We start from the raw sequence: 22,898 nt of genomic DNA on the forward strand, positions 1-22,898 counted from the left end.
CTAATTTATAATATTGGGCAAAGCCAGACGAAAAGGCGCAATTGGCACCCGAAATTGCTCACCCTGATCGGTCTTCATTTCGTAATAGCCTTGCATTGTACCCACTTTGGTATCCAGAACTGAGCCACTGGTATATTGAAAACTTTCACCAGGGTTAATGGTTGGTTGTTTGCCAATGACCCCTTCACCACTCACTTCAATCTGCTTGCCATTGGCATCAGTCACCAGCCAGTAACGATGGGTCAGGGTTACCGCACAGCTATTGTGGTTGCTAATGGTAATTTGATAAGCGAAAGCAAACTTATCGCTGTCGGAGGGTAAATGTTCAGGCAGATGTCGGGTCACTACCTGGACAGTCACCTGTTCTGCCAGAACCGATTCAGGTGTTGGTGTTGTCATGTTCGTCTACCCAGTTGGCTATAACGGCGAAATCCTGCAGCGACAGGGTTTCTGCGCGGCGGGTGGGATCAATGCCAAGTGCCAGTAATTGCGATTCTTCAATACACTCTTTTAAACTGTTGCGAATGGTTTTACGGCGTTGATTAAACGCCAGTGTGCATACACGCTCAAGTGTTTTCACCGAGCTTACCTGTACTGGCGGCTCAGCGTGTGGAGACAGTCGCACAACGGCTGAATCGACTTTTGGAGGCGGAACGAATGCACCGGGTGGCACATCCAGTACAGGCTGCACCTTGCAATAATACTGTGCCATTACCGACAACCGGCCATAATTTTTATGTCCCGGGGTAGCGGCAAGACGATTCACCACTTCCTTCTGAAACATAAAATGCATGTCTTTGATCAGGTTCGCAAAGCTGAATAAGTGGAACATAATTGGCGTAGAGATATTGTAAGGCAGGTTGCCAAACACGCGCAGTGGTGCGTCTACCTTAGCCAGATCACTAAAATCTACCTTAAGTGCATCCTGTTCAACAATGGTTAATTTACTGCCATGAAACGGGTGGTGACGCAGTCGTTTTGCCAAATCGCGGTCTAATTCCACAACTGTCAGGGCATTTACACGTTCACACACCGGGTCGGTTAACGCGCCCAGTCCGGGGCCAATTTCTACCAGGTTGTCACCATCCTGCGGGTTGATTGCGTCAACGATCCGCTCGATAACAAAGGTATCATTTAAGAAGTTCTGACCGAAGCGCTTGCGCGCGGTGTGACCTAAGTGTGTTTTATTCATTGTTGATGTTTTGCTAACTCTATTGCTTTAAGCATGGCCTGGGTAAAGCTGCCGCAGTCGGCTACGCCTTTACCCGCTAAATCCAGCGCCGTACCGTGATCCACCGAGGTACGAATAAAAGGTAATCCCAGAGTAATGTTTACCGAAGCGCCAAAACCTTTGTATTTTAGCACGGGCAAACCCTGATCGTGGTACATCGCCAGCACCACGTCTGCGTCTTCCAGGTATTTGGGCTGAAAAATGGTGTCGGCTGGCAATGGCCCTGTAATCCGAATGCCCTGTTCCCTTAATTCGTTCAGGGCTGGGGTAATGGTAACGATTTCTTCGCGGCCGATATGGCCATCTTCACCGGCATGAGGGTTTAACCCACACACATAAATATGTGGCTGTCTGATGTTAAACTTCAGTTTCAGGTCGGTATGAATGATATGAATCACTTTGTGCAGGCGTTCACGGGTGATAGCACGCGATACATATTCCAAAGGTATGTGAGTGGTGGCGAGCGCCACGTTCAGTCCTTTGGTTGAGAGTAGCATAACCACGTCGATGGTATTCGACTGATGGGCAAAATACTCGGTGTGACCGCTAAAAGAGATCCCCGCTTTATTGATGATGCCCTTGTTGACTGGCCCGGTTACCACAGCACCAAAGTCACCTTCAATATTCGCCTGACAGGCCTGGCGAAGGGTTTCTACCACATAATGGCCATTTTCACTGTTCAGTTCTCCAGGCACAACCGGTACTGCCGCAGGAATGGGTTGGATAAATAATTCACCGGGCTCCTGTATACGGGTCTCACCGGGTACATAGTGAGTCAGCTTAAGTGGTTTACCCAACATGCTGGCGCGTTCCAGCATCATGGTTTCATCGGCGAATATAACCAGTTGAGCCGGCCAGGATTGCTGGGCCAGCTCAATTGTCAGGTCAGGACCTATCCCAGCGGGCTCGCCGGGCGTAACTGCAATTTTTAGCGGTGTCATACAGAGGCCTTCAGTTTACTCACTAAGGACTTCGATATAAGCCGTGTCGCGCATTTCGCGTAACCAGTTCTCGCTCTCTTCCGCAAATTTACGATTGTAAAGGAGTTGGTAGGCTCTATCTTCCTTGCGTTGTTCGGTCGCGTCATCTACCCGGCGGTCCAATAATTGAATTAAGTGCCAACCGTGTGCGGAGCGAACAGGATCACTGTACTCTCCCGGGGCCAATCTGGCCAGCGCATCTTTAAATTCTGGTACGTACATATTTGGGTCTGCCCAACCCAGTTCTCCACCACGCAGTGCAGAGCCCGGATCAGCAGAGTGCTCTTTTGCCAGTTCCGCAAAGTCTGCATCACCTGCCAGTACTTTTTCTTTAAATTCTTTCAGCATTTTCTGCGCGCGTTCTTCGCTTAAAATAATAGACGGTTGGATAAGAATATGACGCGCGTTAACTTCTTCTACTTCAACAACTTCAATCCCACGGGTATCAAGAATTTTCAGAATGTGAAAACCGGCACCGCTTCGAATCGGGCCAATCAGGGCGTTTTTGCGTTTGCCTTGTACTGCATCAGCAAACAGGGTAGGCATAGCGTTAATATTCATCCATCCCATGTTACCGCCATCCAGTGCTTCTGAACCCGATGATGCCGCAATGGCAATACGTGAAAACTCAGAACCGTTGTTTAGCAGGTCAATAACTTTATCGGCGCGCTCACGGGCATCAGCAACATCTTCGTCGGTTGCGGCGGCAGGAAGGCCAATCAGAATGTGGCCCAGTTCGTATTCTGCCTGATCGCCACCTTGTTGAGCCATGATTTCAACCAGTGTGGATATTTCCTGTGGGGTAATGTAAATCCGGCGGCGCACATTGGCGCGGCGCACCTCGCCCATGATCATTTCTTCGCGAACCGTTTCGCGATAATCATCATAAGCCATACCCTGACGCGCCAGCTCTTCGCGCAATTGCGTTACCGTGACGCCCTGGTTTGCAGCAATGTTGGCAATAGTTTGATCGAGTTGAGGATCACTGATACGGATCCCCATCATGCCTGCACGCTGAAGCTGCAAATTCTTGAGAATCAAACGCTCGATGGCCTGAGTGCGCAATGCAAGGTCCGACGGTAATTGTTGCCCTTTGGCTTCAGCATCGGCTTTTACTTCGCTTACCAGCGACTGAACTTCGCTTTCCAGCACGACGCCCTGGTCAACGATCACGGCCACCTTGTCCAGCATTTGTACCTGAGCAACGGCAGGCAGGCTGAATACCAAACCCAATAACAAACCACGAATAATATACTTCATAAACTCTCTTGCTTAGTGTTTGAATGGTCAATGCTACGGTTAATTTAACACGTAGGGCTGACGGTAACCGAACATGCCGTCTTTTAGCATATCGCGGTTTGAGCGCGCTGACCCAATTCCCTTAAAGATAAATTGTAATCCGATACTTGAGTCAAACTCGTTGGTGTTTTGCTGACCCAACGCGTCATAGCGATTACTCAGGCTGCGTTGCGCAACTAAACGCACAGCCCAGCAACAGGACTCGTACTGTACCCCAAAATAGTTCTCGATGCTTCTGTCTCTTTCCAAATCCCGGTATGAACGCCCAACCCAGTGCCAGTTCTTTGCGATTGGCCAACTGGCAGACATACCGAGTTGATCAATGGTTTCTCCTGATAAATCCCGCACAAAGCGGTGACTCAATTGCACCAGACTGTCGTTATCACGGCGATACTCCACAACCATACTGCTGCGTTCAACTTTGTCGTTGTCGGTAGCAATTTGAACGGTGGAATGAACAAACCAATTTTCGTGCAGGCGCCAATCTAACTCAGCTGCCAGTGCCGAACGGTTGCGATCGTCGGTTGTTGCCGTGATCCGGGTATCAGCCAGATAGAATATCTGACCCAGGCTCACCACAAATTGTTCCCTGTTGGCGCTGTCAATTACGCGGGAAGTTACCCCAAGGGTAATTTGATTGTTGTCGTTAATCCGGTCCAGACCAGTAAATTCCTGACCCCGGAACAATCCGTTTACGTCGTTCAGCAAGGCAGTTGTATCGTACAATCCAATGTTCGACTGGTCTTCATACGACGTATACAGGTACTGCATTTTGGGTTCCAGGGTAACAGTCATGTCGTTACCTAACAGACCGTCATTGCGCTCCAGATACAATGAGCTGAACAAACGTCCCTGGGTAAGTGTCCGGTTTACTTCTTCGTCCAGTGCAGTGCCTTCAATCTGGCGCTGATGGTAATAGGTGTTCATTACCGTCAGCTCCGCGGTCATCTCACCCCAGTAGCGCTGGTAGGGCAATGACAGGGTTGGCGCTACGTGCCAACGCAGTGCCGTAGGGTTGTTTTCCTGCGCGTTGTCGAAATAGGCCAGCTCTGAATCTACGGTAAGTGCCAGCATCTCACCAAGGGGCTGACGCAGCTGTATTTTGGCTTCAGGTAAGGCGCGGTAAATATCCTGGTAATCCCCGATAGTGTCGAAGTCGCGCACATAAAGGCTGAAATCGGCATGGCTGGAAAAATACTCTACGCCAAATGTGCGGTTTATCGTGGTATCAGAGCGGTTGTAATAGTCTGATCCTAAATCCACAATGTAGTTATTGTCGCTTATGCCATTTAAATCGGCATTCAGCATCCAGTTATCGCTTAATGCGCCCTGATGCTGATAGCGGTAGAAATAGCGGCTGTCGTTATTGTCGAGTTTGGTGTCTCTGGGCAGGTACTCTAAAAACAGATTGCCCTGCGACTCCTCGGTTAAATAGCGAAATTCAGTTTTCAACTGCACACCGCGATTTGACATTAGCCGTGGCGAAATGGTCATATCGTAATTAGGTGCCATGTTCCAGTAATAGGGCTGCTCGTAGTCAATCCCGGTAGAGGTTGAACTGCTGATCAGCGGAAATAACAAACCGCTCTGACGTTGATTGCTTACCGGAAAAGCAAAATAGGGTAAGTACAGTACCGGTACATTTCCCAAATAAAAGCGGGTATGGCGGGCTTCGCCCATGCTTTTGCCTTGCTCAATGCTAATTTCAGACGCCACCAGTCGCCAGTCTTCCTGCCCGAGCGGACAGGTTGTAAAACTTACTTCTTTCAGGCTTATCCCTTCGTCTGCACTGATATCGATTTCTTCGGCTGCGCCATGACCAATAAACCCGGTTAATTGATACACCGTGTTTTTCATATTTAACGACTGGGTTTGTGAGCTTACTGTCAGCCCATCACTGCTTACGCTTAACTGACGGTCACTGTAGCTTACATCGCCAGTAGCAGACATCGCTTTCCCGTTATCGCTTACCTCGGCTTTTGAGGCATGAATAATGGCGCTATCGGTAACAATGTCCACATTGCCTGCAAAACTGGCCAGCTGGTTTTCCAGCACCTGCGCAGAGTCCGACATCACCTTTACCTGTTTTTTCGACAGCAACTGGCTTTCGTTAAAAGGGCGGGCTGTTACTACACAGGCGGCATCATCTGAGACAGCGTCAGGGGCAATACTCTGTGCCCGGGCCGCCGTAGCAAACCAGCTTGTGCTGAGGCAGCACAGCAGTAAAAGCGTTTTGGTATGGCGCGATTTGGGTTCGCTAAATAAGGTCGACAGCAATGTAACTTACTCGATGTTCACCGGTGAAAGTAATGAATCACTTACCGCTAACATTCGTTTGCGTAGGTAAGCGTGAGAACAAGGCGCTAATTCTATGCACTTCGTCGCCATTTACCAACAGCAGACCTGAAAAAAATCGAAAAATTCCCCTGATATCCCCAATTTCCTGATTGAATGACGAAGCGTTTACCATTTTCGCTGGCTAAGGCATGATAATGTACGCGGGTTTTGATTCGTGCATTGCATCATATTTGGGAGGAATACATGCCATCTTGGGGCACCGTACTTGGCTTTATGTTTGGATTTCTGGCATTTCGGGTGCCTGGAGCCATACTGGGCGCTGTTGTAGGTTATTTATTCGACAAAGGCTACGCGCAGGACTTTAACCAGTCTGGCGGCTTTGGACGCTTTTTTACCAGTCAGGATGGCATGAAGCAGCAGGCGATTTTCTTTCACAGCCTGTTTGCCTCGTTGGGGCATCTTGCCAAAGCTGATGGCAAGGTAACCGAGCAGGAAATACTGGTTGCATCGCGCCTGATGGACGACATGAAACTGCACGGTGACGCGCGCAAAGAAGCGCAGCAAGCGTTTCGCGAAGGCAAGGAACGCGATTTTCCGATTGCCGATATCCTTAGGCAACTGCACGAGTCCTGCCACGGCCGTCGCGACATATTACAGGTGTTTCTGGAAATTCTTATACAGGCAGCCTTTGCCGATGGGCATTTGTCGCGTGATGAATACCAGGTACTGGAGAAAGTGGCGAAACCACTGGGGTTTGTTCGCAGAGATTTGGATTATCTGATTGCCATGTACGAAGCGGAGATCCGCTTTCGCCGTCATTCGCGTTCCCAGGGGGCGGGGCAGGGGCAGCGACGTCAGGCGCAGTCAACAAGTGGCCCATCGCTTGACGATGCTTATACCATCCTTGGCGCATCGGCCAGTGACGATGAGAAAACCATAAAGCGCGCTTATCGCAAACGCATGTCTGAACATCATCCCGACAAGCTGGCCTCTAAGGGATTACCGCAGCAAGCCATGGAAATTGCCAAGTCTAAAGCGCAGGACATTCAGGCCGCTTACGAGCTGATTAAAGCTCGCCGGGGCTTTAAATGAGTAAGGCTGCTTTGCTGTTGCGCGACAATGACACCGATAACATTGAAGCCTTCATTGAGCATTTGTGGCTGGAAAAAGGCCTGAGCGATAACACGCAGCAGGGATATCGACGGGATTTGTGCGACCTGGCGCAATTTTTAACCGCCAGGAAACGCCCGCTGATTGTAAAAGTATCACTGGACGATCTGCGTGACTACCTGGCATACCGGGATGAAAACGGATTGTCGGCCCGCTCTACTCAACGCGCAATAAGCGCAATGCGTCATTTTTATCGCTTTTGTGTGGCAATGCGATTTCGCGAAGACAATCCGGTATCAAAACTTGCAATGCCCAAAGCCGCTAAAAAGCTGCCGGGTACCTTAAGTGAGGCAGACGTAGACGCATTGCTTGAAGCCCCCAATACCGAAGATGACATTGAATGTCGCGACAAAGCGATGCTGGAAGTGCTTTATGCTACCGGGCTGCGGGTAAGTGAGTTAACCGGATTGCGAATGTCGCAAATCAGTTTAACCCAGGGCTTGGTCAGGGTTACCGGCAAGGGCAATAAAGAACGGTTGGTGCCGTTAGGCGAGCAGGCGCTTGATGCGTTACAGCATTATTTAAAAGCGGCGCGCCCGGCATTGCTGAAGCATCAGACCGATGTGGTATTTGTAAGTAAACGCGGCGTGCAAATGACCCGGCAAACGTTTTGGCATCGCATTAAATACTACGCGGTGGTGGCTGGGATAACAGAGCATTTGTCGCCACATACCCTCAGGCATGCTTTTGCCACGCATTTACTGAACCATGGTGCGGATTTACGCGTAGTGCAAATGTTACTGGGGCACAGTGATTTGTCGACAACACAAATATACACCCATGTTGCTACCGAGCGATTACAGAGCCTGATTGGTGAGCATCATCCCCGGGGATAGTAAAGCGTTAAATAGAATCCGGATATATCGCATTGCGCATGCTACAGGCAATCTTCTATGCCGGGGTTGAATGAGGTATGATGCAATTTTTCGGGGAATTAACGGTCTTATGACCATCACCCTCAATTTCATTGGCACATAAAGAGTGATGCCAGTCACAGGAGTAAGTATGAGATTGTTTTCCCGCGGCGTGGCCGTGATCCTGAGTGTAATAGCGTGTGGCGCTCAGGCAAACGTATTGGCTAATGCTGCAAATGATCACATCAAAGCGAAGATTGAATCTACCCTGCAATGGGAAGTAAACGCCATTGCTGATTCGCCGGTACGCGGCCTGGTTCAGGTGAGCACTGAAAACGGGCTCTTCTATGTGAGCGCCGATGGTACCTATATTTTGCAGGCTAAAATTTATAACCTCGATGAGGAAATGCGCAACGAAACCGAGATTGCGTTGGCAGACATGCGCATAGAAGGCCTTAAGCAATTTGATCATTCCTACATTGAATTTAAGGCCAAACGCGAAAAATACGTGGTAACGGTATTTACCGATACCACTTGTGGATATTGCAGAAAGCTGCATGAACAAGTGGGCGCCTATAACGATGCAGGCATCACAGTGCGGTACCTTGCCTATCCCCGCGCAGGCTTGAATAGTCCTACATACCGTCAGATGGTAAATGTGTGGTGTGCAGCCGATCCAAAAGACGCTATGACCAGCGCTAAAAACGGTGAAACCGTTGTGGCGGCTAACTGTAGCAACGATATCGCCAAACAATTCCAGTTTGGTCGCAGTATTGGTGTAAACGGCACACCCAATATTATTTTGTCTAACGGGACCATCATTCCAGGCTACCAGCCTCCAGAGCAATTATTGGCTGCACTGCAGGACATTGCGGGATAACTACCAGTGTGCTGATGTGCAATGCCTGCATCGGTGCAATAAGCTCAATCATTGCCGCATAAACTCCAATGGGTGATTGTGCGGCAAACTCAATCATCATTGGCGTTTCATGGGTTTATCAATTCAACGACGCGAACTTGCGTCAACACCACTGCCAGTTAATCTTCATCCGGTACTTGCCCGCATTTATAACGGTAGGCGAATTGCCACGCCAGCGCAGTTAGATACCGGTGCCAAAGCGCTTTTGCATTACAGCGAACTGCTGAATAGTGAAAAAGCCGCCGGCCTGATTGCCGATGCGTTGGCAGCCAACGAGATGATCACCATTATTGGCGATTTCGACGCAGACGGTGCGACCAGTACGTCGTTATGCATGCTGGCACTGTCTGAAATGGGCGCAACAAGGTTGGATTATCTGGTGCCAAATCGTTTCGATTTTGGTTACGGATTGTCGCCGGAAATCGTTAATGTAGCGGCAGAGCGCGGTACCCAGCTGATTATTACGGTAGACAATGGTATTGCGTGTCACGCAGGGGTAGAGCGAGCTAAAGCGCTGGGCATAAAAGTCATCGTTACCGATCATCACTTACCAGCCGACACACTGCCCAATGCCGATGCAATCGTTAACCCCAATCAACCAGATTGTACTTTTCCTTCCAAATCCCTGGCTGGTGTGGGCGTTGCCTTTTATCTGATGCTCGCCTTACGGGCTGAACTCGATCAGCGTGGCTGGTTCGCCAGCGCGGGCTGCCCGTTACCTAACCTGGCAAATTATCTGGATATTGTGGCGGTAGGTACAGTGGCCGATGTTGTAGTACTTGATCAAAATAACCGGATTCTGGTGCATCAGGGGTTACAGCGAATTCGGGCCGGGCGTTGCCGCCCCGGGATCACAGCCATGCTGGATGTGGCGCAGCGTCAGGCGGCCAGGATCACGGCATCTGACCTGGGGTTTGTTGTGGGGCCTCGGTTAAATGCGGCGGGTAGACTTGATGATATGGCAGCAGGTATTGAGTGCTTATTGTGTACTGACGCCATGCAGGCAAGAGCACTGGCCGCAGAGTTGGACAGTTTAAACCAACAGCGAAAAACCATTGAACAGGATATGAAACAACAAGCCGAGGAGGCGCTTGCGGCGCTTGAACTTGGCGAGGGCGGCAGTGCGCTTAACGCTATCGTGTTGTTCGACGAGGCATTCCATCAGGGCGTGATTGGCATTGTAGCCGGACGCTTAAAAGACAAGAACAAGCGACCAGTAATCGTGTTTGCCCGGCAGGATGACGATACCCTCAAGGGGTCTGCGCGTTCAATTGATGGGGTGCACATACGTGACCTGCTCGACGCCGTTCATACTGCGAATCCTGAATTAATTATAAAATTTGGTGGCCATGCGGCGGCAGCCGGATTATCGATTCCGGCAGATCAACTGGATCAGTTTACTCGCGTATTTTCCCGGTATGCGGGTGAAGCGCTCAAACATATTGGCGATCCTCATGTAATTGTCACTGACGGCGAGCTGGCAGATACCGAGCTGAGTTTGGATGTTGCGCAACTACTGCGTCAGGCCGGCCCGTTTGGTCAGGGATTTCAGCCGCCGTTGTTCGACGGTGTGTTCCATCTGGTGCAACAACGCATAGTCGGTGAGCGCCACTTAAAAATGGTGCTGGCTCATCCGCATAGTGGCGAGGAGTTTGACGCCATTGCATTTAATATCGATACTCACATCTGGCCAAACGCGTCGATTCGCCAGGTAGAAATAGCCTACCAGCTGGACATTAATTTTTTCCGTGGCCGGGAGTCACTACAACTGTTGGTGGATGCCATTGCCCCGTTATGAGTGTTGACAAATTACTCGCCAAACATCCTTCTCTTACCCATTCTGAAAATGTGAAGGTGGTATCGCACACGCAACGTCAGGAGGGTGACTGGATACGTCATACGCTGATGATAGAGGGGGTGGATGTGCCATTTGTATTCAAACGCGGCAAGCCATATCAGTCGTTAAAAGGCGCGCGGGTAAATCTGACTTACTATCCTGTTAGCGAAACCGTGGCGGGCATGGCGTTTGAACAAATGAAAGTCGTTCGAATTAAGCGTGCCTAAGCAAGGAGCCAGCGTTTAACCATGACCCCAAACTGGCTTAATGCGTATGTGTTGCACCGACGCCCCTACCGGGAAACCAGCTTTCTGGTGGATTTTTTTACCTATGAACAAGGGCGGGTCAGCGCTGTGGCTAAAGGTGTGCGCGGGGCTAAATCAGACAAGCGCAGCCTGCTTCAGCCTTTTCAGGCGCTGCGCATTCAGCTATCGGGTAAATCAGATTTAAAAAATTTAACGCAAATTGAAGCCGCTGCGCCGGCGCTCAACGTAACCGGCGATGCGCTTTACTGCGCCTTTTACGTTAACGAACTCACCAATCGGGTTTTGCCCCAGGGCCTGGCGGCAGAAATGCTGTATCAAACGTATGGCAATACGCTGGACAATTTAAAAAATACCGCACAGCTTGATCGTCCGTTACGCGAATTTGAAATGGCATTAATCGCCGAATTGGGCGTGATCCCGGATATGACGGCCGAGGCGTTTTCCGATGCGCCTATTCACCCGCAAGGATGGTACGACTATTTTGCCGAGCAGGGTTTTAGTGCAGTGGCGCAAGCCGGACGAAACAGCTACCTGGGTCAGGACTTATTGTCGCTGGCAGAGGGCGAGTATACCAGTAGTGCCCTGAAAACCGCCAAGCGCCTCACCCGTCAGGTGCTTCAGCCCTTTATAGGCGATAAGCCACTTAAAAGCCGGGAACTGTTTCTGGCCGGGCGTTAGCAGCAGTGTTGTAATCTATCCTGCTAGCAACAAGGATTGCAGCTGCAATTACAATTTATACGCACAATATCATTACCGCAGCGCATCCCGATATTTATCGACAAGCCTATCACTGGTACAATTGCCGCGCATTTTTACCCTACAGGCTTCTGGTAATGAACGATATTTTTCTTGGCGTTAACATTGATCACATTGCAACGCTGCGCAATGCACGTGGCACTTCTTATCCTGATCCGGTGCATGCCGCCGATATCGCAGAGCGTGCGGGCGCAGATGGTATTACAGTACACCTGCGTGAAGATCGCCGTCATATTACAGACCGCGACGTACACATTCTGGCGCAGACCATCAAAACCCGTATGAATCTGGAAATGGCGGTAACCGAAGAAATGCTGGGTATTGCCGAACAGGTTAAACCGGTGTTTTGCTGTCTGGTGCCCGAAAAGCGCGAAGAACTCACCACCGAAGGCGGGTTGGATGTTGCGGGTAACCTGAGCCGTATTACCGATGCGTGTAAGCGTCTGGCTGAATCTAACATTCTGGTATCGCTGTTTATCGACGGCGATGAAAGGCAAATTGACGCAGCGAAAGCCACGGGTGCGCCCTTTATAGAAATTCACACTGGTCACTACGCCGATGCTACCAGCGAAGCGCAGCAGCTTCAGTATTTAAGCCAGATCCGCAAAGCCGTTGAATACGCGCACTTGCTGGGTTTGCAGGTTAACGCGGGTCACGGATTGCATTACCACAACGTAAAGCCTATTGCGGCTATTCCGCAAATTCTGGAACTGAACATTGGTCACGCTATTGTGGCACGTGCAGCATTCGACGGACTGCACAATGCCGTGGCGGATATGCGTAAATTAATGCAGGAAGCCCGCACCAGCGCGCTACTGCAACAACGCTGAGTTAGTGAGTATGGCCATTGCTGGCATCGGTACCGACATTGTTGAAATTGCACGGTTAAATCGCGATCAGGCGCAGCGTGATCGCCTGGCAAAACGCGTACTCACCGACGCGGAACTTGCCTGCTATCAGTCGCACAGTCAGCCAGAACGCTATCTGGCTAAGCGATTTGCAGCCAAAGAAGCGGCGGTGAAAGCGCTGGGTACCGGCATTGGACGGGGTATTGGCTGGCAACAAATGTGCATCACAAATAATGCACTTGGCGCGCCTGAGTTGCAGGTAAGCGGCGAGTTTGCTGCGTTGTGTGAGCAGCGCGGGATCGCGCACTGGCACGTATCCTTGTCGGACGAGCAACATTACGCCGTCGCAACCGTTATTCTGGAAACCCGCTAAGCTATGGCCCGTTCATATCAGCCTAAACGGGGTAAATCCCGGCCTCAGTCGTCACGTAGATCGTCTGCTGCTAAAAGTCCGGCGATAACAGTAACTGCCACCATCGACACCTGGGATGCGCGGGGACGAGGTGTGAGTCGCAGTCATCAACCGGTGTTGTTTGCCGACGGTGCATTGCCTGGCGAAACCTGCAAGGTGTTGGTAAGCAAACAAAAAAAACAGGTTTTTGAAGGCGAGGTGATTCAAATTGAACAAGCCTCAGAGCACCGTATAGCCCCTTTTTGTCCGCTGATTAACCAGTGTGGCGGGTGTTCACTGCAACATGTCGCGCCGGAACAAGCCCTCATCTGGCGGCAGGATGCGCTGGACTCGCAGTTGCGACGCCATCACAAATTAGCGGCATTGCCCTGGCAAACACCCATTGTAAGTCCGCATCCTGGTTACCGGCGTAAAACCCGTTTGGCGATTGATGCCCGTGACCCTTCCGATATTAAACTAGGGTTCAGGGCGGCGGGTGCGAAAGCCATTGTGAATGTGCCGCATTGCCCGGTATTAACCAGTCCGCTTAACAACCTGTTACCTGCATTACACCAACAACTGAAGCAGTTAAAGCGCGCCGATTTACTCGGCCATATTAGCTTACTCGAAAGCGATAATGCCATTGCGGTTACTTGCCGGGTAACTCAGCGCTTGCCTCAACAGGATCTCGATAGCTGGCGAGCGTTTGCTGAAACACATAATCTGTTGCTTCGTGCCGATTATGGCGACTCAGGCAGCGTGGTGTTGCGGGGGCAAAGGGACAGCCTTACCTGCGCCACATCCGATAGTTGTTATGTGTCTGTGACTACCGAAGATTTTGTGCAGGTAAATCATCAGGTCAATCTGGCAATGGTTGAGCAGGCCCTGAACTGGCTGGCGTTATCGCCACAGGATACGGTATTGGATCTGTTCTGCGGGCTGGGCAATTTCAGTTTGCCTATTGCAAAAAAGGTAAAACAGGTTACGGCGGTTGAAGGGGTTGCCACAATGGTGCAACGCGCAGACGCCTGTGCTCAGGAACAGGGCATTACCAATATCGAATGGCGCTGCGAGGACCTCTCCGATCATCAGGTGGTGAGTGCCCTAGCAATTAATAATACAACCAAAGTGTTACTGGACCCCTCGCGGGAAGGCGCGCACACTGTGTGTGAGCAATTAGCTAAACACAAGGTACCGTCAATCGTGTATGTATCTTGCAACCCGGCGACACTGGATCGCGATATTGCGCCGCTGCTGGCGGCAGGCTATCGCATCAGTAAGGTTGGCTTGATGGAAATGTTCCCGTTTACACAGCATATCGAGATGATGATGCTGCTAACCTGTGATTAAGCCGGAACACAACACGAATAAGCGCGGTCTTATCGTTTTAAGCTGCATTAATAAATAAATGACGCAGGACAATTGGTGAAGAATAATGGTTTCAACCCGTAAAGTGCATGAAGCACAGCGGCCACCGTTTGAACAATGGCTGGCCAGTCTGGATATGTCTGAAGTAACACGTCAGAAGTTGCGTGAAATTTCGCACATGCCGGAACAATTGCTGGTTGGACAGGAAATGGTTGAGATCCTGCACCAGTTGAACATGGATGACGCTACCCTGCAGGCCGCATTGGTGTTTCCGTACTGTCAGCAGCACATGCTTACCGATGCCGAGGTAAAAGAAACCTTTGGCCCGGAAATAGAGCAATTAATTGTAGGCGTGCGCAGAATGGATGCCATTCGCTCGTTGCACAACCGCAAACAATCAGCGAGTAAATTTTCCGCGTCAGATGAACAACACATCGACAGCATTCGCCGCATGTTACTGGCAATGGTGGAAGATGTGCGCGCGGTGGTGATAAAAATGGCCGAGCGCATTTGTGCGCTGCAGCAGGTTAAAAAAGCCGACGAAGAAACCCGGGTTATGGTGGCACGTGAATGCGCCACTATTTATGCGCCTTTGGCAAACAGGCTGGGCATTGGTCAGTTAAAGTGGGAACTGGAAGATCTGGCATTTCGCTATTTACACCCGGTAACCTACAAGCAAATTGCCAAGCAGCTCGATGGCAAACGCCGCGAGCGCGCTGAGTACATAAACAATATCGTGGCCGAATTACAATCGCTGGTAGATGATGAAAACATCAAAGCCGAAGTGTATGGCCGCCCCAAACACATTTACAGTATCTGGAAAAAGATGCAGAAAAAGCATCTTACCTTCGAACAGCTTTTCGACATTCGCGCAGTGCGTATCATTGCCGAACGTTTGCAGGATTGTTATGCGGCACTGGGTACGGTACATGCCAATTACAAGCATATCCCCAACGAATTCGACGATTACATTGCCACGCCAAAAGCCAATGGCTATCAGTCTATTCACACTGTAATTATTGGGCCTGAAGGCAAGGCCGTAGAAATTCAAATTCGTACCCAGAAAATGCATCAGGATGCGGAGCTGGGTGTAGCTGCGCACTGGAAATATAAGGAAGGTAGTACCGGCAAAGCATCGGGCTATGATGAACGGATCAACTGGCTACGGAAAATTCTGCAATGGCAGGAAGAAGTGGCCGAGTCAGGCGATCTGGTAGAAGAATTACGCAGTCAGGTATTCGACGACCGGGTGTACGTGTTTACCCCCAAAGGTGACGTAATCGATTTGCCACAGGGTTCTACGCCGGTGGATTTCGCCTACTATATTCACAGCAACGTAGGGCATCGCTGTATTGGCGCTAAAATCAACGGGCGCATTGTGCCGTTCACGTATCAGTTGCAAAGTGGTGACCAAATCGATGTGCTTACCGGCAAGGAGCCAAATCCGTCGCGAGACTGGTTACACCCCGGATTGGGCTATGTGCATTCGTCGCGTGCCCGCGCAACTATTCACAGTTTCTTTAAAAAGCAGGATAAAGAAAAGAACCAGCAAGCCGGTAAAGAATTGTTGGAGCGAGAGTTAGTAAAAGCGCATATTGCCCTCAAAAAGGCGTCAGAAGCCTGCGAAAAATTCAATATGCCTTCGCTCGATGAACTCTACGCAGCGATTGGCGCCGGCGATATTCGCGTGATGTCGGTTGTTCATTATCTGCAGCAATTGTTAGCCCCTGCGCCGGTTGAACCCGAATTAAGTCCGAAGCTGAAAACGCGAAAAGTAGCGCGCAGCAAAGGCAAGAAAGACTCTGTGGTGGTGGAAGGGGTTGGCCATTTGCTAAGTCAATTGGCTAATTGTTGCCAGCCGGTACCGGGTGAGCCTATTTTGGGTTACATCACGCAAGGGCGCGGTGTAAGTGTGCACAAAGAGAGTTGTGAGCAACTGCAGAATCTGTTAACTCAGCATCCTGAACGCCAGATTGAGGTGAATTGGTCAGACGAACTCAATGTGGGATTTGAAGCTGCCGTTGACGTGTATTGCACCGATCGCACTGGTTTACTGCGAGACATTACCACCGTGTTGGCAAACGAAGGCGTGGCGCTGCTTGGGGTGAACAGTTTAAGCGACAAAGCCCAGCAAACCGCGCTTATTTCGTTGTCGGTGGAAGTGGCCGATTTGAATACATTGTCGCGGATGATGTCTCGTCTTACGCAGCTTAAGGATGTGCTGGATGTCAGACGAAAAGCCAACTGAACCGGCGCAGGCCCTTGAACGCCTGCTAACCATGATGGCGCGTTTACGCGACCCGCAAAAGGGCTGTCCCTGGGATGTGCAACAAACCATGCAGTCGCTTACCCGCTATACCATAGAGGAAGCCTACGAAGCCGTTGATGCGATTGAGCGTGGCGGTATTGCGGAGATTCGCGATGAACTGGGCGACCTGTTATTTCAGATTGTGTTCTACGCGCAAATTGGCAAGGAGCAGGGAGCGTTTGATTTTGCCAGTGTCGCCAGCGCGATCAGCGACAAAATGGAACGCCGGCATCCGCATGTGTTTGCGGACGCGACCACCAGTGAATCGGAACTGGCAGCCCAATGGGATGCGATAAAAGCGCAGGAAAAGTCCAAAGCCAGGCACACACATTCGTCCATTCTTGATGACATCCCCACAGGACTACCGGCGTTAATGTACGCGCAGAAAATTCAAAAGGCATGTGCCAAGGTGGGCTTTGACTGGCCTGATATTGCACCCGTACTCGACAAAGTAAACGAAGAAATTGAAGAAATTCAGGCCGAACTCAATGAGGTAACGGTTAATCAACAGCGGCTGGAAGAAGAAATTGGCGATGCGTTATTTGCAATGGTTAATCTAGCCCGGCATGCCAGTGTTGATGCCGATACCGCTTTGCGCAGAGCCAGTTTGAAGTTCGCAAAGCGGTTTGCGCAGGTGGAGCAGGCTGCGCACAATAAACAGCAATCCCTGACACAGTTAAGTCTGGATGAGATGGAAAGCCTGTGGCAACAGGCAAAACTAAAAGAGCGCTAGTTGGCGGTTTGCGTGCTTTTCAATATGGCTTCTTCAAGTAGCTGGCGCATTTCTGTGGCGTCGTTTCCCCACAGTGGATTGGTATACTTGTAAGCTAAATCAGGATTATTGAGTTCAATCATAATGCGACTAGGATCCGTTGCCAGCAGCATAGCCTTTTTATGGTTGTCGTGTTTTTCAAATAGCACTTTCAATTCACCGATATTCAGCATGCGCAATAACCCGATTTGCAAACGATTCACTAACTCTGGTTTAAGTGGTGATACAAAAAAATACTCGTAGCTGGGGTATCGCAAAATAAAATTATCTTCGAGTTTAATACGCTTGGCCTTGTGCCTTTCAAGATCATTACTGACTTCTATGACATTGCGAGGAAAATAATCCACCATGCCTTTTTCAACTGCTGTGAACATGGTTTGAAACCATAAACTCCACTGCGCCCCTTCTACCTTGAACCCGTTGTGTCTTAACACGGTTAAATCCGGCCAGTCATTGCCTTGTACGCCCACCAGGTTTTGTAAATCAGCTTTGGTTAACGTCGTTGGATACTGAGCCTGTTTATAAGCGTTGATAACCAATACCCTGTAGCCTGCCAAACCTTGTAGCAGTGGGAATCGAACCGGTAACAATTGTTGTTCCCGCTCATTGGAAGTCGCACTCCACATTACGTCGCCTTCGCCAGCTTGTAATTTTATGATTTGACGGGCTTGCGGCATAGGTTGCGGGTGGGGCACGGCAACCGCCTTACCAAATTCGGGGGTAAGTTCCAGTATCCGCTGAAGTATCTGCGCATGATAATAGCCGTAGGCGTCATCTGCAAAGGCGCGTGTGAAAATGACTTCACCCGGCTCGGAGGCCTGAGCACGCGGTACGAATAAGGTGATTAAAACAACAAATACGGAGAGTTTTTTCATGTACTACATCGAATATAAACAAACCCTTTAAGGCTAGAGGAGTTTTTTTGTTTTTACCAATGAAAAAAATAGAAAATAGGGGTTCGCTTTTTGGGCAATTACTGTATAATTCGCGCCCTGCCCAGTTACACCCACTTTGGGAAAGTGGAAGAAATCAGTGGATTCGAAGGGGTCCGAATATTGATTTTTCAGGGGGTTTTTACAAAAAACCTAAGTAACGACGAATATTTTTCGGGTAAATTTAAAAATGAAAACTTTTGTTGCAAAGCCAGAAACGGTTGTACGTGACTGGTACGTGGTAGACGCCACAGACAAAACTTTAGGCCGCTTAGCTTCAGAAATCGCTCTGCGTTTACGTGGTAAGCACAAGCCTGAGTACACACCGCACGTTGACACTGGTGACTACATTGTAGTGATCAATGCAGAGAAAATTACTGTAACTGGTAATAAAGCTCAGGGCAAAATGTACTACTCGCACACTGGTTACCCCGGTGGTCTGAAAGAAACGAACTTTGAGAAGCTGATCGCTCACAAGCCAGAAATGGTACTTGAAAAAGCGGTTAAAGGTATGTTGCCAAAAGGTCCTCTGGGCCGTGCAATGTTCCGCAAGCTAAAAGTTTTCGCAGGTGCTGAGCACAAGCACGCTGCACAACAACCTCAAGTATTGGACATCTAAGGAGTTACTCACATGGCAGATACTCAATATTACGGCACTGGCCGTCGCAAAAGTTCTACTGCTCGTGTATTCCTGCGTCCAGGTACAGGAAACATCACAGTAAACAAACGTGCTCTTGACGAGTACTTTGGTCGTGAAACTGAATGTATGGTTGTTCGTCAACCACTTGTGTTAGTTGAAATGACTGAGAAGTTTGACCTTTACATCACTGTTGCTGGTGGTGGTTCAAACGGTCAGGCTGGTGCAATCCGTCACGGTATCACTCGTGCTCTGATGGAATACGACGAAACACTTCGTCCGGCACTGCGCAAAGCTGGCTTTGTTACTCGTGACGCGCGTCGCGTTGAACGTAAGAAAGTTGGTCTGCATAAAGCACGTAAGAAGCCTCAGTTCTCAAAACGTTAATTCGTTTTATCTGGTTTCAAAAAACCCGGCATCTGCCGGGTTTTTTTTTAGATCTAATCGCGCTTTTCCCTGTATTTACTTGCGCACTGTATTTACTTGCGCACTGTATTTACTGGTGTACAAAATATTTGAGTGGTAGATGAACATGTTGATTAAACTGGTTAGAAACGCCCTTGGGCTGGTCATTGTATCGGTAGATGTGTTAACGCGCTGGAGCCGCGTTAAACGCACTCCCGAAGCACAACTGAAGGCAAATGAAGCGGCTAAACACCTTACGCTGTATCATTTCTTTGCTTGTCCGTTCTGTATCAAAACCCGTAGAGCGATTTACAAGCTGAATGTGCCTGTTGAAAAACGCAGTGCGGTACAAGGCTCTCCTTTCAGAGATACGCTCCTCCAGGGCGGTGGCAAAGTTCAGGTACCTTGTTTGCACATTCGTCATCCTAATGGCGATGAGCAGTGGATGTATGAATCAGGTGAGATCATTGCTTATCTCAACAAGCAGTTTTCCATTTCCTGATTAACCAACGCGGTTACCCCGCTGTGTGTTAACCACAAACATCCGAATTACTGAACAAAATAAATGCTGTGAATGGGCAATAAATTCCGTCGTTATCTTTTAAGGTAATCTACACTGTGAGGCGTAAAACACATTATTGCCAAGACGTTACAGGAAATGATAAATCGATGTAAAAAATATGTGATGAGGAGTGTGCAGGTTTACGACTTTCGTCTCATCGGCTTTGATGGGGCTCAAACCTTACAACTATTTATCCAGTTAATTCCAGTAATTCCTTGTGTTTTGAGGGGGTTTTCTTTTATCATTTTCGGTCGAAAAATTTGACTTTCTTTCGTGAAATCGCCGAACTGTGAAAAGTGCCAAGAGCGAGTAACACGATAAGTACCATGAATACCGATAAACACTGACCTAGGTAGGTGATTGTCAGTTTCATATTATCCAAAACCTGGAGAAAAGTGGATGAGCAATGTGTCTGTAGATGCAAAAGAGTCTGCGCTGAGTGATGACAAGCCGCAAGACAATCCGCGTCGTCGGTTCCTGACCGTAGCAACGTGTGTTGTTGGTGGGGTAGGTGCAGCCGGTGCAGCCGTACCTTTTATAGCGTCTTGGAATCCAAGTGCAAAAGCTAAAGCTGCCGGTGCTGATGTTGAAGTAGATATCAGTGCAATTGAACCTGGTCAGTTGATTCGTGTTATGTGGCGAAGCAAGCCGGTATGGATTGTGCGTCGTACCACTGAGATTCTTGCTGAACTTGGCAAACACGAAGATCAGCTACGCGACCCTAATTCTGAAAATGAGCAGCAGCCTGCTTTTGCGAAGAATCAGTATCGTTCACTTAAAGAAGAATATTTGATCCTGGTTGGTATCTGTACGCACCTTGGATGTTCTCCACAGCATATGAAAGATGGTGCTTTTGAAGAATACGTTGAAGGCGTACCAGACGGTTTCTTCTGCCCATGTCACGGTTCTAAGTTTGATATGGCTGGTCGCGTATTTGAAAACGTACCTGCTCCATTAAACCTGGTAGTACCCCCTTATCAGTACGTGAATGACCACACGGTTATTATCGGTTCAGAAGCGGAGGTTGTATAACATGCAAGCGTTTTTAGCCTGGATCGAAGCCCGTATCCCAATGATGCGCGTGGCAAACATGCACGCCATCCAATACCCAGCACCCAAAAACATGAACTTCTGGTACGTGTTTGGGTTTTTGGCCACTGTTGTACTGGTAAACCAAATTGTTACCGGTATCTGGCTAACCATGAATTTCAATCCGACTTCTGAAGGCGCATTTGCTTCAGTTGAATACATCATGCGTGAGATTGATTACGGATGGATCATCCGTTACATGCACAGCACCGGTGCTTCTGCGTTCTTTATCGTAGTGTACCTGCACATGTTCCGCGGCATGATTTACGGCTCGTACCAAAAACCACGCGAACTGCTGTGGATCTTCGGTATGCTGATTTACCTTGCGCTGATGGCAGAAGCATTCATGGGTTACGTACTGCCTTGGGGACAAATGTCTTACTGGGGTGCACAGGTAATCGTATCGCTATTTAGTGCCATTCCGGTAATTGGTCCTGACCTGGTTCAGTGGATCCAGGGTGACTATGTTATCTCTGGTGCTACGCTAAACCGTTTCTTCGCATTGCACGTTATCGCACTGCCTCTGGTTATAGTCATTCTGGTATTCCTGCACATCATTGCACTTCACGAAGTGGGTTCTAACAACCCTGACGGCGTGGCGATTAAGCATAAGAAAGGCAGCTTATCAGAAGACGAAAAAACCAAGTTTGAAATTCACGAATACTACACCAGCAAATACGACATTGCTGACGACGTTCTTCCATTCTTCCCGCACATAGTGCTGAAAGATCTGGTTGCGTTCTGTTTCTTCCTGGCTGGCTTTACTTACATCTTGTTCTTCGCTCCTGAAATGGGCGGCAAGTTCCTGGAGCATCCAAACTTTGAAATTGCTAACCCGATTAAAACGCCTGCGCATATTTTCCCGGTTTGGTACTTCACGCCGTTCTACGCGATTCTGAAAGCGGTTCCGGACAAGTTGTTTGGTGTAATTGCAATGTTTGGCGCAATCATCTTCCTGTTCCTGTTGCCTTGGTTCGACCGTGGCACAGTGAAGTCATGGCGCTACCGCAGTGGCTTGCACAAAACTAACCTGATCGTGTTTGCCATTGTGTTTATCTTCTTGGGTTACCTGGGTGGTACACCGCAGGAAAACTGGAAAATTACTGCTTCACAAATACTGACAGTAATGTATTTCGGTTTCTTCATTCTGCTGTTTATTTACAGTAAAAATGAGACCACAAAACCAGTTCCAGCGAGGATCCCTAAATGAGAAAACTAATTTGTATTCTGGCTTTCTTAGTACCTGGTATTGCGTTGGCCGCTGGCGGTAACGTTCACCTGGACAAAGCAAACTATGATTTAACCGACAAAGCGTCGTTACAACGTGGTGCAAAGATTTTCATGAACTACTGTCTGGGCTGTCACGCTCAGCAGTACCAACGATATCAGCGTACCTTTAACGACCTGGGTATTCCGGAAGATCTGGCGCAGGAAAACCTGCAGTTTACGGGTGAAAAAATCTCTGATTACATCACGCGTTCAATGCCGGCTGAGTCAGCTGCTGTCTGGTTTGGTGCTGCGCCGCCAGACCTGACGCTGGTAGCCCGTGTTCGTGGTGCAGACTGGATTTACACATACCTGCGTTCGTTCTACGTTGATGAGTCGCGTCCTTTCGGTGTAAACAATACTGTGTTCCCGGAAGTGGGTATGCCTCACGTACTGCAACCTCTGCAAGGTACACCGCGCATGACTGAGGAAGAAGCACTGGTAGATGGCGAAAAAGTGATGCGTCACGTGGGTATTAAGACCGACGGCGACGGCAGCATGACTACGGCTGAATATGACCAGGCAGTGCTTGATTTGGTTAACTACCTCGAGTACACCGGCGAGCCGTTCCGCTTAGAGTCTGAAGCCATCGGTAAATGGGTTTTGGTATTCATTTTAGTACTGTTTGTATTTGTATACTTGCTGAAAAAAGAATACTGGCGAGATGTGCACTAATTAAACTGATTTATAGTATAATGACCGACAGGGGG

At 49.2% G+C, this 22,898-nt stretch carries 23 protein-coding genes; 17 read left to right on the plus strand and 6 right to left on the minus strand.

What is annotated here, in order from left to right; genetic code table 11:
* Genes apaG through ACLR2L_RS02445 form a run of 5 tightly spaced genes read right to left on the minus strand, consistent with a single transcriptional unit; the run spans position 1 to position 5,787 of the window.
* Positions 1-399, minus strand: a complete 399-nt coding sequence (gene apaG, locus ACLR2L_RS02425) for a Co2+/Mg2+ efflux protein ApaG (protein ID WP_140958456.1) — start codon at positions 397-399, stop codon at positions 1-3.
* Positions 380-1,192 (minus strand): 16S rRNA (adenine(1518)-N(6)/adenine(1519)-N(6))-dimethyltransferase RsmA, encoded by an 813-nt coding sequence (gene rsmA / locus ACLR2L_RS02430; protein WP_413365386.1) that lies wholly within the window; start codon positions 1,190-1,192, stop codon positions 380-382. Before rsmA ends, apaG begins: the two co-directional genes overlap by 20 nt.
* Positions 1,189-2,172 (minus strand): 4-hydroxythreonine-4-phosphate dehydrogenase PdxA, encoded by a 984-nt coding sequence (gene pdxA, locus ACLR2L_RS02435; RefSeq protein WP_140958454.1) that lies wholly within the window; start codon positions 2,170-2,172, stop codon positions 1,189-1,191. Before pdxA ends, rsmA begins: the two co-directional genes overlap by 4 nt.
* Before the next feature lie 15 nt (positions 2,173-2,187).
* Positions 2,188-3,471, minus strand: coding sequence for a peptidylprolyl isomerase SurA (gene surA, locus ACLR2L_RS02440; protein ID WP_413365389.1), 1,284 nt, complete (start codon positions 3,469-3,471; stop codon positions 2,188-2,190).
* Between the two features lie 39 nt (positions 3,472-3,510).
* On the minus strand, positions 3,511-5,787 hold the full coding sequence (locus ACLR2L_RS02445; protein ID WP_413365391.1) for an LPS-assembly protein LptD: 2,277 nt from the start codon (positions 5,785-5,787) through the stop codon (positions 3,511-3,513).
* A 264-nt stretch (positions 5,788-6,051) separates the two neighbouring features.
* On the opposite strand from ACLR2L_RS02445, the gene djlA reads away from it, so the two are divergent.
* The 11 genes from djlA (at position 6,052) to mazG (ending at position 17,258) form a co-directional block, all read left to right on the plus strand.
* Positions 6,052-6,900, plus strand: coding sequence for a co-chaperone DjlA (djlA, locus tag ACLR2L_RS02450; RefSeq protein ID WP_413365393.1), 849 nt, complete (start codon positions 6,052-6,054; stop codon positions 6,898-6,900).
* Entirely contained in the window at positions 6,897-7,814 is a 918-nt protein-coding gene (xerD, locus tag ACLR2L_RS02455; RefSeq protein ID WP_413365395.1) for a site-specific tyrosine recombinase XerD, read from the plus strand. Before djlA ends, xerD begins: the two co-directional genes overlap by 4 nt.
* 169 nt (positions 7,815-7,983) lie before the next feature.
* Positions 7,984-8,712, plus strand: coding sequence for a bifunctional protein-disulfide isomerase/oxidoreductase DsbC (dsbC, locus tag ACLR2L_RS02460; RefSeq protein ID WP_413365397.1), 729 nt, complete (start codon positions 7,984-7,986; stop codon positions 8,710-8,712).
* A 109-nt stretch (positions 8,713-8,821) separates the two neighbouring features.
* On the plus strand, positions 8,822-10,549 hold the full coding sequence (gene recJ / locus ACLR2L_RS02465) for a single-stranded-DNA-specific exonuclease RecJ (protein ID WP_413365399.1): 1,728 nt from the start codon (positions 8,822-8,824) through the stop codon (positions 10,547-10,549).
* On the plus strand, positions 10,546-10,815 hold the full coding sequence (locus ACLR2L_RS02470) for a hypothetical protein (RefSeq protein WP_413365401.1): 270 nt from the start codon (positions 10,546-10,548) through the stop codon (positions 10,813-10,815). Before recJ ends, ACLR2L_RS02470 begins: the two co-directional genes overlap by 4 nt.
* Positions 10,816-10,836: 21 nt before the next feature.
* The gene (gene recO, locus ACLR2L_RS02475) at positions 10,837-11,532 is read left to right on the plus strand and encodes a DNA repair protein RecO (protein WP_140958448.1); all 696 of its coding nucleotides are present in this window, start codon (positions 10,837-10,839) and stop codon (positions 11,530-11,532) included.
* A 155-nt stretch (positions 11,533-11,687) separates the two neighbouring features.
* On the plus strand, positions 11,688-12,440 hold the full coding sequence (gene pdxJ / locus ACLR2L_RS02480; protein ID WP_140958447.1) for a pyridoxine 5'-phosphate synthase: 753 nt from the start codon (positions 11,688-11,690) through the stop codon (positions 12,438-12,440).
* A gap of 10 nt (positions 12,441-12,450) precedes the next feature.
* Positions 12,451-12,831, plus strand: a complete 381-nt coding sequence (gene acpS, locus ACLR2L_RS02485) for a holo-ACP synthase (protein ID WP_140958648.1) — start codon at positions 12,451-12,453, stop codon at positions 12,829-12,831.
* Positions 12,832-12,834: 3 nt separating this feature from the next.
* Positions 12,835-14,199 (plus strand): 23S rRNA (uracil(1939)-C(5))-methyltransferase RlmD, encoded by a 1,365-nt coding sequence (rlmD, locus tag ACLR2L_RS02490; RefSeq protein ID WP_413365404.1) that lies wholly within the window; start codon positions 12,835-12,837, stop codon positions 14,197-14,199.
* A gap of 85 nt (positions 14,200-14,284) precedes the next feature.
* Entirely contained in the window at positions 14,285-16,465 is a 2,181-nt protein-coding gene (gene relA, locus ACLR2L_RS02495; protein WP_413365406.1) for a GTP diphosphokinase, read from the plus strand.
* Complete coding sequence (gene mazG, locus ACLR2L_RS02500; protein ID WP_413365409.1) at positions 16,443-17,258, plus strand: nucleoside triphosphate pyrophosphohydrolase; 816 nt, start codon at positions 16,443-16,445, stop codon at positions 17,256-17,258. The genes relA and mazG overlap by 23 nt, the downstream gene beginning before the upstream one ends.
* Here the strand turns inward: mazG and ACLR2L_RS02505 are convergent.
* The gene (locus ACLR2L_RS02505; RefSeq protein WP_413365411.1) at positions 17,255-18,172 is read right to left on the minus strand and encodes a hypothetical protein; all 918 of its coding nucleotides are present in this window, start codon (positions 18,170-18,172) and stop codon (positions 17,255-17,257) included. The two genes, mazG and ACLR2L_RS02505, sit on opposite strands and share 4 nt — an antisense overlap.
* Positions 18,173-18,419: 247 nt before the next feature.
* Here ACLR2L_RS02505 and rplM point away from each other — a divergent pair, with 247 nt between their 5' ends.
* From rplM to ACLR2L_RS02535, 6 genes are all read left to right on the plus strand, one after another.
* Positions 18,420-18,848 carry a 50S ribosomal protein L13 gene (gene rplM, locus ACLR2L_RS02510; protein WP_140958442.1) on the plus strand — a complete coding sequence of 143 codons (429 nt, stop codon included), beginning with the start codon at positions 18,420-18,422 and terminating at the stop codon, positions 18,846-18,848.
* A 12-nt stretch (positions 18,849-18,860) separates the two neighbouring features.
* Complete coding sequence (gene rpsI, locus ACLR2L_RS02515) at positions 18,861-19,253, plus strand: 30S ribosomal protein S9 (RefSeq protein WP_140958441.1); 393 nt, start codon at positions 18,861-18,863, stop codon at positions 19,251-19,253.
* 139 nt (positions 19,254-19,392) lie between these two features.
* Positions 19,393-19,773: a glutathione S-transferase N-terminal domain-containing protein gene (locus ACLR2L_RS02520; protein WP_413365414.1), complete on the plus strand. Its 381-nt coding sequence runs from the start codon at positions 19,393-19,395 to the stop codon at positions 19,771-19,773.
* A 459-nt stretch (positions 19,774-20,232) separates the two neighbouring features.
* Complete coding sequence (petA, locus tag ACLR2L_RS02525; RefSeq protein ID WP_413365416.1) at positions 20,233-20,865, plus strand: ubiquinol-cytochrome c reductase iron-sulfur subunit; 633 nt, start codon at positions 20,233-20,235, stop codon at positions 20,863-20,865.
* Position 20,866: 1 nt separating this feature from the next.
* Positions 20,867-22,132 carry a cytochrome b gene (locus ACLR2L_RS02530; protein WP_140958438.1) on the plus strand — a complete coding sequence of 422 codons (1,266 nt, stop codon included), beginning with the start codon at positions 20,867-20,869 and terminating at the stop codon, positions 22,130-22,132.
* Positions 22,129-22,863: a cytochrome c1 gene (locus ACLR2L_RS02535; RefSeq protein ID WP_413365418.1), complete on the plus strand. Its 735-nt coding sequence runs from the start codon at positions 22,129-22,131 to the stop codon at positions 22,861-22,863. The genes ACLR2L_RS02530 and ACLR2L_RS02535 overlap by 4 nt, the downstream gene beginning before the upstream one ends.
* Positions 22,864-22,898: the final 35 nt, after the last annotated feature.

Source organism: Alteromonas sp. AMM-1 (genome assembly GCF_047290655.1).
GTDB lineage: Bacteria > Pseudomonadota > Gammaproteobacteria > Enterobacterales > Alteromonadaceae > Alteromonas > Alteromonas mangrovi.